At 68.6% G+C, this 14,537-nt stretch carries 10 protein-coding genes and 2 pseudogenes; 8 read left to right on the top strand and 4 right to left on the bottom strand.

The window, feature by feature from the left end; all coding sequences use genetic code 11:
- Positions 1 to 313 (top strand): annotated as a pseudogene (locus ADK55_RS02380) (hypothetical protein); the annotation flags it as partial.
- A 351-nt stretch (positions 314 to 664) separates the two neighbouring features.
- Here the strand turns inward: ADK55_RS02380 and ADK55_RS02375 are convergent.
- On the bottom strand, positions 665 to 1,816 hold the full coding sequence (locus tag ADK55_RS02375; RefSeq protein ID WP_053675496.1) for an ATP synthase F0 subunit B: 1,152 nt from the start codon (positions 1,814 to 1,816) through the stop codon (positions 665 to 667).
- 198 nt (positions 1,817 to 2,014) lie between these two features.
- Here ADK55_RS02375 and ADK55_RS02370 point away from each other — a divergent pair, with 198 nt between their 5' ends.
- Positions 2,015 to 2,263, top strand: coding sequence for a hypothetical protein (locus ADK55_RS02370; protein WP_159041256.1), 249 nt, complete (start codon positions 2,015 to 2,017; stop codon positions 2,261 to 2,263).
- A gap of 300 nt (positions 2,264 to 2,563) precedes the next feature.
- Here ADK55_RS02370 and ADK55_RS02365 read toward each other — a convergent pair whose 3' ends face one another.
- The gene (locus tag ADK55_RS02365; protein WP_053675492.1) at positions 2,564 to 3,157 is read right to left on the bottom strand and encodes an isochorismatase family protein; all 594 of its coding nucleotides are present in this window, start codon (positions 3,155 to 3,157) and stop codon (positions 2,564 to 2,566) included.
- 254 nt (positions 3,158 to 3,411) lie between these two features.
- Here ADK55_RS02365 and ADK55_RS02360 point away from each other — a divergent pair, with 254 nt between their 5' ends.
- Positions 3,412 to 3,999 (top strand): AsnC family protein, encoded by a 588-nt coding sequence (locus ADK55_RS02360; RefSeq protein WP_053675490.1) that lies wholly within the window; start codon positions 3,412 to 3,414, stop codon positions 3,997 to 3,999.
- 85 nt (positions 4,000 to 4,084) lie between these two features.
- Here the strand turns inward: ADK55_RS02360 and zwf are convergent, their stop codons facing one another.
- On the bottom strand, positions 4,085 to 5,545 hold the full coding sequence (gene zwf / locus ADK55_RS02355) for a glucose-6-phosphate dehydrogenase (protein WP_053675488.1): 1,461 nt from the start codon (positions 5,543 to 5,545) through the stop codon (positions 4,085 to 4,087).
- Between the two features lie 814 nt (positions 5,546 to 6,359).
- Between zwf and ADK55_RS02350 the strand changes: the two genes are divergently transcribed.
- The 3 genes from ADK55_RS02350 to ADK55_RS02340 all read left to right on the top strand — a co-directional run bounded on the left by ADK55_RS02350 (position 6,360) and on the right by ADK55_RS02340 (position 9,757).
- Positions 6,360 to 7,685, top strand: a complete 1,326-nt coding sequence (locus tag ADK55_RS02350) for an ice-binding family protein (RefSeq protein ID WP_053675486.1) — start codon at positions 6,360 to 6,362, stop codon at positions 7,683 to 7,685.
- Positions 7,686 to 7,908: 223 nt separating this feature from the next.
- Entirely contained in the window at positions 7,909 to 8,565 is a 657-nt protein-coding gene (locus tag ADK55_RS02345) for a DUF5819 family protein (RefSeq protein WP_234349861.1), read from the top strand.
- Entirely contained in the window at positions 8,555 to 9,757 is a 1,203-nt protein-coding gene (locus tag ADK55_RS02340) for an HTTM domain-containing protein (protein ID WP_053675482.1), read from the top strand. The genes ADK55_RS02345 and ADK55_RS02340 overlap by 11 nt, the downstream gene beginning before the upstream one ends.
- Positions 9,758 to 9,803: 46 nt before the next feature.
- On the opposite strand, the gene ADK55_RS02335 is transcribed toward ADK55_RS02340, so the two are convergent.
- On the bottom strand, positions 9,804 to 10,715 hold the full coding sequence (locus ADK55_RS02335; RefSeq protein ID WP_053675479.1) for a helix-turn-helix domain-containing protein: 912 nt from the start codon (positions 10,713 to 10,715) through the stop codon (positions 9,804 to 9,806).
- A 106-nt stretch (positions 10,716 to 10,821) separates the two neighbouring features.
- Here ADK55_RS02335 and ADK55_RS39455 point away from each other — a divergent pair.
- Both ADK55_RS39455 and ADK55_RS38280 read left to right on the top strand, forming a co-directional pair.
- Positions 10,822 to 11,269, top strand: a pseudogene (locus tag ADK55_RS39455) (ATP-binding protein).
- A 2,516-nt stretch (positions 11,270 to 13,785) separates the two neighbouring features.
- Positions 13,786 to 14,100 (top strand): hypothetical protein, encoded by a 315-nt coding sequence (locus tag ADK55_RS38280; RefSeq protein WP_159041254.1) that lies wholly within the window; start codon positions 13,786 to 13,788, stop codon positions 14,098 to 14,100.
- Positions 14,101 to 14,537: the final 437 nt, after the last annotated feature.

Genomic DNA, 14,537 nt, shown 5'->3' with positions numbered 1-14,537 from the left:
GGTGATGACCGACGACCGAGCCCTCGACAAGCCGTGTGGGTCGGTTGAGCTCCGATCTGGCAAGAAGGACGGAAAGTGGTACGCGTGGGCGCGCGTCAACGTCGCCGGCGGGTGCTACGGCTACGAGGCCTGGATAGACCGCAAGGGCCCCAACGGCACCATCGAGCACGTGCTCGGGTACTGCACGGTGAACGACATTCAGGGCCAGAACTTCGGGAACATGTACTACTGGCCCGATGGGGTGCAGATTCGAGCCGGCTTCAAACATCCCAACGAGGGCTGGGACAAGTCCGGCGTGACGTCCTGGCACTGAGCCTCACGGGTGTCCGGATCGAACCAGGGGGCCGGACTGTTCAGTGACCTCTGCTCCTGCCATCCGGCAGGGGCAGAGGCCGTGACTGCGCAGCTCTCTCGACGGTGACGGGAACGGGAACGGACCAGTAGCTGCCCTGTTCGGGCCGCCGCCCTCGGCAGCTCGCCCGTTCGCCGTACCCAGCACGAGCGCGGTGCTGACGGTCATCGCCTCCGACGGGCTCCAGTCGGTCGTCTGTTGCCGACGCTCGACCTCCTCCCGTACGCGTCCCGCCCTGCACACGAACAAGCCGCCCTCCTTGAGCATGCCTCCCCATAAGGGAGTTGGGGCCACAGATGCCGTTCGTCGCGGCTACCGGCCACGTGCCTGCGGAGCGCAGGGGTCGGGCTTGCCGGGGACTGTTGGTGTCGGTGAGGGGGACGGTGTGGGTGAGGGAGATGGTGTGGGGTCGGGGCTCGGAGTCGGTGAGATGCTCCGTACCGGCGAGGGGTCCGGGGAGGGGTCCGGCGTGGGGTCCGGGAAGGGGTCCAGTGAGGTACTGACGGAGGGTCCGGGGAAGCCCCGGAGGGGCGCGATGGGGCCGGGGATGAAGGCTTCCGGCTTGTGGGCGAATGCCGCCAGTCGCATGGTGCCGCCGCCCTGTACGGCCATGGTGCCTCCGGCTTGCGCGGCCATGACGCCTCCGGGTGGTGCGGCTCGGTGGACGAGCTGCTCGGCGGCTTGGGTCCGTCCCGTCTTGCAGCCGTCCGAGGGCCCGGTGAAGGAGTCCCCCGCCAGGATCGCGGCGAGGGTCAGGGCGGCCACTGCGGTCGCCGCGGCCACCGGACGCAACGCCGGGCGCAGGAGATGGTCTCTGCGCGCCCTCCATGACCGCCCGTTGGAGCCAGCGCCGGCCGCCCGGCCGTTCGGGCTTCCCTCGCTCGCGTCTGGTGTTCCGTGATCCCCGTTGGCTTCCTGCCGGGCTCGGTGCAGAAGTTCGTCGGCGTCCTGCCGGGCCCGAGCACGTAGTTGTTCGGCTTCGGTTTCCGCGCTCGCCCGAATGCGGTCGGCTTCGGCGCGGGCATCCCCGCGGAGGGTTTCGGCTTCCTGCGAGGCGTCGTCCAGGGTCTGCCGCACGGTGGCGCGCAGACGCTTGCTCCCGGGCTGGGCCTGGCGCTGGAGCAGCTTCACGTCCTGCCAGCGGCGTCGCCAGTCGTCCACGGTTGCCGGGTCGGCCCGGAATCCGGCAGCGGCGGCCGGTTCCATGTCCCGCGGAGTGGTGACCACCCGGACGAATTCGAGGAGCGCCTCCAGGGAGGTGAACCGCTTCCCGGCCAGCAGCTCGTTGAGTCCGGCTTTGGTCAGCCTCGGTCTCACCGAGGCACCGGCCACGGTCGCGTAGGTCGGCGCACCGTGGACGATGTGGAGCCGGTTCAGCTCCTCGGTGAACTCGTGCAGCGCGTCCTCGAACGCGGTGATGGCGGCTGTGTCGTGCGGCTCGATCCCGGCATCTTCAGGTGTCACCGGATCACCCCCCTTGTCCGGAAACCAACGCTAGAGGGCCCGGCGCCGTACGTACGCGGAATCCGCCGAACGATGCCGAACGCTCGGCAGCGTCCGGGTCAGCGCGGAAACCCGTACGCGGCGACCGGTGTCGTCCGGGTCCATGCGGGCCCGTACGGATCACTGGGAATCCGCCGCGAGTGCCGCTCTCCTTGAGACATGACGCACTCCGAAGCAACACCCCAGACACCCGAACCCGTACCCGAACCCGAACCTGCCCCGGTACCCGTGCGACAGGAGCCGTCCGCACCCCGCGAAGCAAACCGGTACGGCAACGGCGACAGCGTCGTGCTGATCGCCCTCCTGGCCACCTGCGCGGGCATCTACCTCGCCGTCGGAGACACCGGCTTCGCCGGAGTCATCAGCGCCGTAGCCGCCCTCTACGGCACCTGGCGCACCCGACGCTGAACCACCCCTCGCGAGCGAAGCGACCAGGCGCCCTCGCCCGGCGCGACCGCGATGGTCCCCGGTGGCTCGACCACACAGAGATCAGCGGAGGTGTACTGGCCGCGCTCCGATCCGCCCAGGACATCGGCATCCACGTGGTCGGACGCGTCCGCCCCTGGGAGGACCGGCCCTGAGCTCGTCGTTGACGTCCGGTATCGAACTCGGGCTTGCCCAGTGGGGGCGTCAACAAGCCCGTCTGGCTCCGGTGGTCGAGCGCGGACGCGCTGCGGCTACCCGCCGGAGCCCACTGAAGCCCCAGGACTAACCCGACACGGGCACCTCGCCTGACACCGCGATGCCTGCCCGGCGGAAGTCACCGAGGGTGGAGGCGACGGTGTCGGGGGCGACGCCGACCGAGTAGTCCAGGCGTACTCGGGTGCCGAATCCCGCCGCGGCGGCGTCCAGGGCGGTGGCGCGCACGCAGTGGTCGGTCGCGATGCCCACCACGTCGACGTTCTTCACCCCGCGGGCGCGCAGCCAGTCCGCGAGGGAGGTCCCTTCGGCGTCCGTGCCTTCAAAGCCGCTCTTGGACGCGCTGTGGGCGCCTTTGAAGAAGACGGCATCGACCTTGCCGCCCGCGACGGTGGGGGCGAAGTTCGGGTGGAACTCGCCGCCTTCGCCCCCGGCCACACAGTGCACGGGGAAGCTGTCCTTGAAGTCGGGGTTCGAGGAGAAGTGGCCTCCCGGGTCGATGTGGTGGTCCCGGGTGGCCACGACGTACTGGTAGTCACCGTCCGCGCTCCGCTCCACCAGTTCGGCGATGGCGGTGGCGATCCGTGCGCCTCCCGCGACGGGAACACTGCCTCCTTCGCAGAAGTCCTTCTGCACATCCACGACAATCAAGCCTCGGCTCATCACGAACACCCTTCAGGACGAGGAAACGACCCACGCGTTCTACCGGTCTCCTGATCTCCGCCGGACGAGGAGCGGGTCCGCGCTCACCCACACAGCCGACGACATTCACCGCAGGAACGATTCGCGCCTCGCGAAGGTCAGGACCCCCCACCGATCCGACAAGGACCGGTTTCGCGATCCGGCCGCGCAAGTCGGCCCGTGTACGCCATGGTCGTTGTCGACGACGAATGCGACGGCGTTTCGGAGGCTCACCGATGTGGCAGATCAGCGAGTTCGCGGACGAACACGAGGGCCGGCCCACGGCCGTCCTGCCGGGCGGGGATGAGCCGGCGCCGCTGGTCTTCGATGTCGGCAGTGGGTCCGAGGTCCACACGAGCACCGATTGGTGGGACTACGACGGCGCCCTCGGTGCGCCGAGGGCCGAGAGCGTCAAGGCGGGCTGCTCGTGCGGCTGGCGCGGCTCCTACCCGTATCCGATCGACTGGACCAAGGTCAGTGACGGGCTGCCGACCCCGTTCCTGCTGGATCCGGACGGACCGCTCGGCGACTGGCAGCTCCACATCGCGACCATCCAGGCCCGGGCCGTTCCCCTGCCCTCACACGTGCAGGGACTGTTGGAACGCATCGACACCGAACTGGAAGACCTCGCCGATCAGGCACCGTTGGCCGCGCTGCGAGCGGCCGCCGCACTGGAGCGCACCGTCGAACGAATCGCCAGGACCGCGGCCCACCACCTGGAGCAGGACGGGACGCCGGTCGCAGACATCGCGGATGGACTCGGCATCAGCCCCCGGGCCGCACACAGCCGACTCCTTCGATACGGATTTCGATACGGATACTGAACGAACACCAGACGGTACGGCTGCCACTCTCCGGGCGGGATGGGCGATGAGGCGGGCCGACCCGCCCGGCACCGTGCGATCCGGACTACGAGGACGCCGCCCGCCGGTCGGGCAGGTGCCAGTGGTACGGAGCGACGAGGGCCTCGATGCTGTCCGGCCCCCAGCTGCCGGGTGCGTACGGTTCCACTGGTGGTGGCGCGTCGAGCAGCGGGGCGGCCACCTCCCAGAGCCGTTCGACACCGTCGGACCGTGTGAACAGGGACTGGTTGCCGTGCATGGCTTCCAGGAGGAGGTGCTCGTACCCCTCCAGCGAGTTCTGCGCGGCGAACGAGGTGCCGTAGTTGAAGACCATGTCGGCCTCGGCCAGCTGCATCGACGGCCCCGGCTCCTTCATCAGGAGGCGGGCAGTGACGGAGCCCGGATCGTCGAAGTCGATGACGAGCTCGTTGCTCCGGCCGTCGGCAGCGGCTCGCGCGTCCAGCGGGAACATGCGCAGGACGGGCTCGCGCAGGCCGAGCGTCACCACGTGGCGGCCCTCGGCCAGGGCCTTTCCCGTGCGCAGGTGGAAGGGCACCCCCGCCCAGCGCCAGTTGTCGATCTCGACCCGTAGCGCCACGAACGTCTCGGTGTCCGATGCCGGATCCACGCCCTGCTCGTCGCGGTAGCCGGTGTACTGGCCGCGCACGACGTGCGCGGGGTCCAGGGCGCGCATGCTGTGGAAGACCTTGACCTGCTCGTCGCGGAGCGCGTCCGCCTCCAGGACGACCGGCGGTTCCATGGCGACGAACCCGAGCAGCTGGAACAGGTGGGTGACGACCATGTCGCGGAACGTTCCGGTGCCCTCGAAGAAGCGGGCGCGGCCCTGAATGTCGATGTGCTCGGGCACGTCGATCTGTACGTGGCTGATGTGCTCACGGTTCCACAGCGGCTCGAAGAGACCGTTGGCGAAGCGGAGCGCGAGGACGTTGTCGACGGCCTCCTTCCCGAGGAAGTGGTCGATCCGGAACACCCGTGACTCGTCGAAGACGCGGTGGATGGCGGAGTTCAGCGCGCGGGCGGACGCCAGGTCGGTGCCGAACGGCTTCTCCACGATGACCCGGCCACCCTCGGCGAGCCCGGTCGTGCCCAGCAGATCGATCATCGAGGTGAACGCGACGGGAGGCACGGCGAGGTGGAAGAGCCGGCGCGGCTTGCCCCCGAGAGCCGCCTCGGCCTCGCGCACCGCTGCCATCAGGGGGTCCGCCGCCCCCGTGTCGGCCGCGCCGAAGGACAGGGTGGCCGCGAACGTCTCCCAATCCGGCCCCTCGGGCCGTGAACGCCCGAACTCCGCCACGGCCTGTCGCGCATGGGCGCGGAACTCCTGATCGGTGAGTGCTTCCGCCGCCGGGGCGGTACCGACGACGCGGTAGCGGCGCGGCATCAGCCCCGCTCGCGCAAGGTGGAACAGCCCGGGCAGCAGCTTGCGCCGGGCCAGGTCGCCCGTGGCGCCGAACAATACGATGACGTGGTCTTCAGGGGGCTCGGGAGACTGGGCCGGCTGGACCATCGGGCATCCTCACTCGTCCGCGCCTGAGCGCTGCACCGGCACGGCCCGGGCCCTGTGCCGCGTCCGCCGTCGTGGCGGCGGCCGTGCGTCCTCAAGCCCCCCTCTGCGCGCCCCCGGCCGATCCGGCACCCGGACCCGTCCAAACCGGTCCCTTGCCCCATCGGCCCCACACCCGCCCGGGCGTCGGCGGGGGCCTCGGTGACGGTGGAACTCGACCACGAAGACGGAGGCATCGCGCACGTGCGGATGTCCGGAGCAACCATCTGACGGCAGCCGAACACCGTGTGCCGGATGCGCGCAGCGTGGCCGCTCCGCGGCGCGCCCGCCTCACGGTCGACCTCACCGACATCACGGAACGTGCCCGATGCGCCTGCCGACCTCTGCCGCTCAGAGCCCCTTGTGGCCCGCTTCATTGGCGAAAGCCAGACGACCGGCGAAAGTCCTGGCCCCGCCAACCGGGGTTACGCGGCTTCCGCGCCACACTCGCAGGCGCATCGACATTCATGAAATCGCCGGAATGGCGGAATCTTCGCATCCGCTGGCGAGGTCGGATTATCGGCCCGGAGGGCATGCAATAACCCATGTAGGGCAATTGCGACCCCAAGAGGGGGTCGCACATCGGATTACCATCAATGTTAATTCAGGTATTACCCGCGCACATGACGACACCCCATACCCCCCTGCACGCCCTCCCATTCGGGCCTTGCCCCCGCTGCGCGCAACTCTCTGCGTAATATGCCGTCTCGTCCATCAGGCTTCCCGGGCAATCGGTCGGGCCCGGCACGCCACGGCCCCTCAAGGAAATGGCCTCTCGATGAAACTGAGAATTCTTCAAGCGGCTCGGCGCCGCGCCGTGTCCGGCGGCTTGGCGTCGGGCATCGCGGTGGCGGTCGCCGCCGTCATGGTCGCCGTCACTCCGACTATGGCACTGGCGATCGCCACCCCGGTGCCGCTGGCCACGGCGGCGAGCTACTCGGTTCTGGCAGGCGAGGAGATCACGAACACGGGCCCCTCGGTGATCAGCCACGACCTCGGAGTGCACCCGGGTACGGCGATCAGCGGATTCCCGCCGGGTCTGGTCCTCGGTGCCGTGCACTCGGCGGACGCCGCCGCCCTCCAGGCCAAGAGCGACCTGGTCGTGGCGTACAACAACGCCGCCGGGCAGGCCACGGACTTCGCGCTGGCGGCGGGGATCGGGATGGGCAACACCCTTCTTCCCGGTGTCCACACGGCTGTGTCGGGCGTCGGTCTCACCGGTGACCTGATCCTGGACGCCGGAGGAAACCCGAACGCCGTCTGGGTGTTCCAGATTCCCGAAGCACTGACCACGGCTTCCTCCAGCCGGGTGCTCCTCACCAACGGCGCCTCGCCGTGCAACGTGTACTGGCAGATCGGTAGTTCCGCCACCCTCGGCACCAACTCCACCTTCGTGGGCACCATCATGGCGCTGACCTCGATCAGCGTCACCACGGGCACGAACATCGAAGGCCGGGCACTGGCCCGCAACGGCGCGGTGACCCTCGACACCAACCGGATCTTCCTGGGGTCGTGCTCGACCGGCACCACCGGGGGGACGACGACCGGAACGACCACGGGCACGACCACGGGCACGACCACCGGGACGACGACGGGCACCACGGCCGGCACCACGGGCGGCACCACGAGCGGCGCGACATCGGGTGTCCTCGGCGGCGTTCTCGGTGGCGTGACGACGGGCGGCGGGCTCCTCGGCGGACCCATCGCCAACGTCGTGACCGGAGGCACCTCGGGGAACATCTCCGGCAACACGTCGGGGAACACCGCGGGCAACACCACCGGAGCCGCCACCGCGGGCAACACCACCGGCGGGCACACCACGGGCGGAAACATCACCGGCGGGAACATCACCGGTGGAAACGTCACCGGCGGGAACGTCACCGGCGGGAACGGCGGCAAGCCCGGCAAGCCGGGACACGGCCACGGGCACGGGCCCGGCAAGGGTCCCGGTAAGCACGACCAGTGGCACGGCGAAGGACCGGGCAAGCCCGACCACGAGCACGGCGAGGGACCCGGCGAGCACGACCACGGCGGGAAGCCCGGCGAGCACCACGGCTACGGCGACGCGCCCGTGAACTTCGACCACGAGGCCTTCGAGGGCTAGTCAGCGGACTGTACGAAGCCCGCTCACCGGACAGCGGCGCGCGGCGGAATCCTCATCGGATCCGCCGTGCGCCGCCGCCGACTCCGACAGCGAACGCGGATGCGGATGCGGATGCGGATGCGGATGCGAGCGGCCGATACGAGAAAGGCAGGGTGGGGCGGTGTCGAGCGGAATCGCGTCAGCGGCCGTGAAGGAACTCCCGAAGGACGGATCTGATCCGGCCGTGAAGGAGCAGCACGACGAAACGGTCGTGCCGTGCCGGCCACCCCGGCACACCCGTGTACTGGCGGCAGTACTCCGTACGTTCGTAGTCCTGTGCATGGTGACGACGGTGACCCACGTGGTTCTGTTGTTCCTCCACGTGGCTCCCCCCAATGCCGTCTCAAAGCGGTTCAGCCCACAGATCAACGCTTGGATCTATCCCCTTTTCGAGCAGAATTGGCGGCTGTTCGCGCCGGATCCCGACTCCGTCAACCGACAGATTCTCGCGAGAACCGCACACACCACCCCGGGCGGTACCGCTCAGGTGAGCCCCTGGTTCGACCTGACCGCCGTGGACAATTCCGCGGTCGAGCACAATGTCTTCCCCAGCCACACGACGCAGAATCTCCTGCGCCGCGCCTGGACCTCCTACACGGAAACGCATGGAGGCGACGACACCGCGAACTCGGATCGCGCCGTGATGATGCAGGAGTACCTGCGGAACATCGCCGCCGACCGCGTCTCCACCCACAGGCGCACCGGCGCTTTCGAATTCATCCAGCTCCGCGTTCTCACGCTGCCCGTCGCCGCGCAGGGCGCTCCGGCCGGCAACCGCTCGCCGAAGCCCGTCGAAGAGCGGCTCCTGCCCTGGTGGAAGGTGACCTCCCATGGGAAATGACCACGTCGTCCCCCAGTCCCCTCCCGCATCGACGGCCTCGCAGGACAGCACCTGCCGCAAGTCCTCAGGAACGGTGCAACGCCTCATCACGCTCGTCACCGACCGGCCGGTGTCCCTGTACGCCGTGTCCGTCTTGCGGGCCGGTTATGGGCTGCTCTATCTGCTGTTCCTCCTGCGGGAGTTCCCGCATCGTCACGAGATCTGGGGCCCCGCCTCCCCGTGGACGCCCACGCTCGCGCGTCAACTCTTCGACCAGACGGGCTGGAGCAGCGTCCTGGCCCTGTCCGACAGCCGCGCCTACTTCGAACTCTGCTACGTGATGGCTCTCCTCACGTCCGCGCTGTTCATGCTGGGGTGGCGAACTCGCGCCGTGTCCGTGCTGTTCGCCGTCGTGGTGACGTCGTTCCACGCGCGATCGATCTTCATGACGGACGGCGGCGACAACCTGATCCTGCTGATGGCCGTCTACCTCCCCCTCACCGCGTGCGGTCGCCGCTGGTCGCTGGACGCGCGCAGGAACCGCGTGAAGGCGGCTCGCGCGGACAGTGCGGCCGGCCGTACGAAGCATCCGTACCTGCTTCAGCTGGGCGAGGCGCGCGGCACCGCGATGACGGTCGTGCACAACTGCGCCCTCTTCGTCATGGCCGCGGAAGTATGTTTCCTGTACGGGTCGGCCGGGCTGTACAAGGTCCAGGGCGCGTCCTGGGGCAGCGGGACCGCCCTCCACTACGTCCTGAACCTCGAACTCTTCCAACCTTGGCCCACGCTCTCCCACTTCGCGGACGAGCACACGATCCTGATCGCGATCGCCACCTACACGACGGTGCTCCTCCAGGTCGCTTTCCCGTTCGTACTCTTCGGCAGGCTCAAGTACCCGGTCCTGGTCATGCTGTTGGGCATGCACATCGGCATCGCGGTGATCATGGGACTGCCGCTCTTCTCCGGAGCGATGATCGTGGCGGACGCCGTCTTCCTCCCCGATCGCTTCTACACCTCCCTGCCCGGGCTGTGTCGGCGCGCGGTCCGACGGACGGGCATGTGGCGACCGGCGTCCGCCGAACGTGGGGCCGGCGCATCATCGGTGCCCTCGCAGGGCCGACACCCTGGCATGCCCGGTCCGCGAAACCAGATCGTGCCGGACGACCGAGAGGGGTCTGTCCCCACCACCGAGGCCACGCCCGCCCGCGGTTGAGGAGCAGACCGCACTCAAGCCCGGGTCACGGGCCGGGAGGCGTTCCTCACACGGGCGAGTGTACGTCGGACCTTCCGGCATGGACCTTGATGGCGTGTGTGATGAGGTGCGCGGTGTCCTCCGGGCTGAGGGCCTGGGCCTGTAGGTGGTCGTACATCACGCCGTAACGCTGCACGTCGGCTTGCCTCTCCAGATAGAGGTCGCTGGTGAGCCGTTCGAGGTACACCGTCCCCGCACCCGGCTCACCGGTGAAACGCAGGAGGGAGAACTGTCCCGACACGCCCGGGTGGGCTCCGGCGTCGTGTGGGAGGACCTGCACGGTGATGTGCGGCTGCGCACCGAGGTGGTTCAGACGCTCGAGCTGTTCGCGCATGGTGTCGGGACCGCCGACCACACGCTGCAGTACCGATTCGTCCAGGACGACCCACAGGCGCAGGGCGCGGGCGGGATGGTGGGCCCGGTGCTGACGGCGCATCCGTACCTCAAGACGTGCGCTCGCCTGCTCGGACGTGGGCCGGGGAATCGTTTCCGATACGACCGCCGCCGCATAGGCGGGGGTCTGGAAGAGGCCGGGAATCAGCAGGGGCTCGTAGGAGCGGATCGAGGAGGCCTCCGTCTCCAACCCGATGTAGACGGCGTAGGGGACCTCGCCGTAGGCAACCCACCATCCCCGGCGCCCCGATTCCCCGGCCATCCGCATCAACGCGTCGACGACCTGGTGGTCCACGACTCCGTAAAGGCGGCACAGATCGCGCACATCGCGGGGACTGATGGCGCGACGACCCGTCTCCATGAGGCTGATCTTGGGCTGGGAGATCAGCAACTGATCTGCGACCTGCACACCTGTGAGGCCGCAAGCCATGCGAAGCCTGCGCAGCTCGGCACCCAGCCTGATTCTCCTGATGGTGGGGTTCTGCTTGACCGGCACTGGCGCTCTACCTCCCGTTCGGACCGTCATCCGGTCCCCCAAGACATCATGACCGAGGTGACGAATCGATTCCCCACGCCGGAAATCGACGCGTCTTCACCGCCACGGACTGTCATTGGTGGCAGTGCCTCGGCTGATCGTCGCGGTACTCAACGACGTTGGCCTCACGAGGTCACCTCGGAGTTGGCGCGACGACACCAGCCCCTCGGCTCCTGCCCCCTCAGTCGCTTCTCTGGAAACCCTCGGGCAGCCGGCCGTCGACACGGAGCACGCCGACACCGTGGCGCTGGTCGTCTCCGAGCTGGTCACCGACGCCCTGCGACACTGCGGCGGAACCTACCGCCCGCGCCTGACGACCCGCCCCGGCACGGGCGGGCGAGGTCGCCGTCGGCGACTCCAGTCCGAAGATGCCGCGCATGCGCACACCCGACCTCGTCGGCGGCACGGGAGGGTTCGGCCGGCACATGGTCAACGACCTCGCCCGCGACACCGTCGTCACACCCAGGCCCGACGGCGGCAAGACCGCACTCGCCCGACTCCCCTGGTATTCCCGGGGCGACGACGTACCCGGACGCCGGCTGTGACCGCGCACTCGGTGAACTCGGGGCAGCGGGCACAGCCATGCCGGGCCCCGGCCCCCGAGCCCCTCTCAGGCCGCGAACGTCAACAGGCACGATCACCTCGACTCGCCACCAACGAGATGCCGTTGGCCTCGCCGCCGCACGAAGCACGAAGCACGCACCGCGCGCCGGCGAGACACGAGCGGGGCAAACCACCGAAGGCGGTTTCAGGGTTGAGTACCGCCGCCATCGGACGTGGGCAGCCTCGACTTGCCGAGGCCCTCAGTGGCACGTGCTGCACTGAGGTCACTTGGCATGGCCGCAGTGGGACGACGACGGGACGCCCCTGATCGCGCGGTCTGACTCCGGGGTCACCATTCGAGGACCGGACCGGACCGGAGCCCGTGGGACGGAGATGTACCGACCAGATCCGTCAGGATCCGGGGCACGAACCTGCCGCGGAATCACCCACGACCCGACCGCGCCTGCTCCTCACCGCGGCGGAGGCTCGATCAACGCCTCTTCCCTGCTCGACAGTCACCAGATCCAGCCGGCGCCCCAGGGGGGCGAGCCGCCCCCTGCGCCCCCTCACGAACATGGGCCACTGGGCCCAGACCGGTCGCGAGGCGCGGGATTGCCAAGGAGTCGGCACCACGGACATTCCCCGCGGTCGGGTACAGCGCTCTCCGGGGGAGGCGGACGCAGGGCGAAACCCGCCCGGTATTCGTCCCGAAGCATGTGCGTCGACGTGGAGTTCGTGCGGGGCGGCTTGGTTCCGCGGGCAGTGCCTGCTTCCGCCAGACGGCGTGTGACCTGCATCAAAGCCACTCGCGTGGTGCGCAGCGCTCGCGTTGCCGCCGACCACGGGCTGCGAGCGGCCGACCCACTGCCGGCGGCCATCCTCACACTCCCCCTTGTCGCGGGCCATACCCCGGCTGCGGGGAGGCCCTTCTGTCGGATGGGAGTGAGCCGGGTTCCCCCTCTGCCGCGCGTCTGTGGAGTGGGAACCTGCTGCCGGGGCACTCGCCGGAAGGGAGGCGGTTCCTCGGCCATGGTCGTACCGGGTCTCCACGTAAATAGATGGTGATACTCCTTTCGGTTGAGGATTGTCTCCACACCTCCTCAACGCCCGGCACAAGGTTCGCCGAGCATGGATGGGACAGGTCACCGCTGCTTTAGCATGCCCATTCATCGCCCCAAAGACGAGTAGCACCCGGACTGTCGGGGCTTTTACTCGTCTTCACCAACGTCCGGATTGCCGGGGTTTTGACATGCACGATCATGTACGAATTGCCGGGGTTTTTCAGCGATATCAGCCATCTCTTTCGGTTTGACACGCGCGGCCAGGAGTCGGGTAGGACGGCTTCTTGGTGAACTCCCCTCGGGTCCACTCTCGTCGACTACGACGCTCGGGCTCGCCGCGACCCGGAAGCCCGCACCAGTGGGAGCGCAGGCGTCACACACCTTCCGGCGGAGCCCGGAAACGCAACGCAGCCAACCCAAAGCCATCGCCCCCGAGAGTGGATGCGAGGCAGGCGTGGTCAGAGGCGCGACTGTTCGGGGAGGGGCGCCGACTGCCGCTCAGGAGCCCGGTCGTGACGCTCTGGCATGCAGGGTGACTGACCCGGCTCGTGGACGAGTTGGAGCGGCTCCCCGCTCAAGTGGGTGAAGTCACGCACGGGTTGCTCGCCCGGCTGCACCAGTGCCGCAGCTGCCGAACGAGAGAGCGAGACCGCATGCACATGAAGGGACAGGACGTGTGTGAAGCGTTGTTGGCGCCTCAGTTCCAGGGTGTCCACAGACCAGAGTCGACCAGTACCCGATGACGTGAGCGCTGTGAAACCTGTGGCTAGCGCGACGAGAATGAGCATGATCCACAGGAGGGTGTCTCCCACAACCAGTCCTTTCGAAGGTGAGATTCAGAGGGCCACACGAGAACCAGGCCCAGGCGTTCCTTCGACATAACGCAGAGGCATATGCAGAGTTGCGCCCCCTCCTCCGATTGCAGTCATGCGCGGCAACTTCGCGACGCCGACATCCCGGCCTATCTACAGATGATCGGTCGGCGGCCGTGACGGCCAGAGAGGCCAACAGATGGCCCGGTGGACCGCGAACCAAGGTTCGACACGCGGGGCGGCGTCGCCTTGCGGCCGCGGGAAGCAGAGTCGACGGAGCCGGCGACGGGCTCTCGTCGTCGAGGACAGGTCGGGGTGACGGCATGCGCCGAGAACCGACGGCACACATGGACAATCCGCCGTGCACGCGAGCCACTACGGAGCGTGCACGGCACTCGGCAAGGCCGTCGCATCGGAGTACGTGCGCCGCCTCGGCGGTTGCGAATGGCTCGCAGGAATGACGGATCCGTCGGGGAGTCCGGCGTCACGCCACGGCCCATCAGCCCCCGGCCGCGGCGTGACGACGCGAGAGGTCGCGATCCTGGTTGATTCGCAGAACCGATAAGACTGCGTCAACGCCTATTCGTCAACCACCATCACCCGGATGGCACACACCCAGACCAAGATCAAGAGCGTTTAGGGAATATGACAACAGCAAAGCTCCCCTTCTCCCTTCGCGGCGCGCCGGAAGAAGAGGAGCAGAGAGACAACTTTCACTCCGGCGCCACCCGGATCGGGAAGTGGATGTTCACTCCGCCCTCGACCGACCGCGGCGAGACCCGGAACGCGACGCCGGGAGCCGAGGGCCTGGAAATCGATCTTCGTTACTCCTCATCGACCTTTGCGGCTTTCCTCCGTGCGATGAGCACGATCCAGGACGATTTCAGCAGGCGGCCGGCGAGGGTGGCAGCACCCGACCCGGCCCTCGGCGAGCGTTCGGGTGGCAGCTCCCGTGTATGAGCCGTACGGATATCCGGGCGTCCATGGTCTCCAACCCCAACCGGAGACCTCCGTGTTCCGAGGCCGACCAGAGCACACACAACCCCCCTCCCCCGGGCACCCTCTCGGAGGGCCGGGCGAGGCGCAAGCGCTGTGGGACCCGGCAACGGAGTTCGCCGGCCTCCGCCAAGAGGACCCTGCTCTCGGACAGGCGGAGTTGTTCACCCGAGTCGGCTCCGGCACGGCCGGGGACGCGGCCGGCACCCTCGGGTTCGTCCCAGGGCCCCAGCACACATCAGCCGCCCGGCCGCGCACACCCCCCCCCGGCGGGCACCGCCGAAACCACTCCAAGCCCCCCCTGGTGACCCTGTTGCAGACGGGGAGTCTGTTCACCGCCGCGCTGGTCGCCGCCATCGCCACCGTGGTGAGCATCCTCAGTGGACTGGCCATCTGTGACG

The organism is Streptomyces sp. WM4235, assembly GCF_001279725.1.
Taxonomy (GTDB): domain Bacteria; phylum Actinomycetota; class Actinomycetes; order Streptomycetales; family Streptomycetaceae; genus Streptomyces.
This window is presented reverse-complemented; position numbering and strand designations above follow the sequence as displayed.

Excerpts from the sequence above, each read along its gene's own strand:
- ADK55_RS02370 (WP_159041256.1), top strand. The coding sequence starts at position 2,015 with ATGACGCACTCCGAAGCAACACCCCAGACACCCGAACCCGTACCCGAA.
- ADK55_RS02365 (WP_053675492.1), bottom strand. The coding sequence starts at position 3,157 with ATGAGCCGAGGCTTGATTGTCGTGGATGTGCAGAAGGACTTCTGCGAA.
- ADK55_RS02360 (WP_053675490.1), top strand. The coding sequence starts at position 3,412 with ATGTGGCAGATCAGCGAGTTCGCGGACGAACACGAGGGCCGGCCCACG.
- zwf (WP_053675488.1), bottom strand. The coding sequence starts at position 5,545 with ATGGTCCAGCCGGCCCAGTCTCCCGAGCCCCCTGAAGACCACGTCATC.
- ADK55_RS02350 (WP_053675486.1), top strand. The coding sequence starts at position 6,360 with ATGAAACTGAGAATTCTTCAAGCGGCTCGGCGCCGCGCCGTGTCCGGC.
- ADK55_RS02340 (WP_053675482.1), top strand. The coding sequence starts at position 8,555 with ATGGGAAATGACCACGTCGTCCCCCAGTCCCCTCCCGCATCGACGGCC.
- ADK55_RS02335 (WP_053675479.1), bottom strand. The coding sequence starts at position 10,715 with ATGACGGTCCGAACGGGAGGTAGAGCGCCAGTGCCGGTCAAGCAGAAC.
- ADK55_RS38280 (WP_159041254.1), top strand. The coding sequence starts at position 13,786 with ATGACAACAGCAAAGCTCCCCTTCTCCCTTCGCGGCGCGCCGGAAGAA.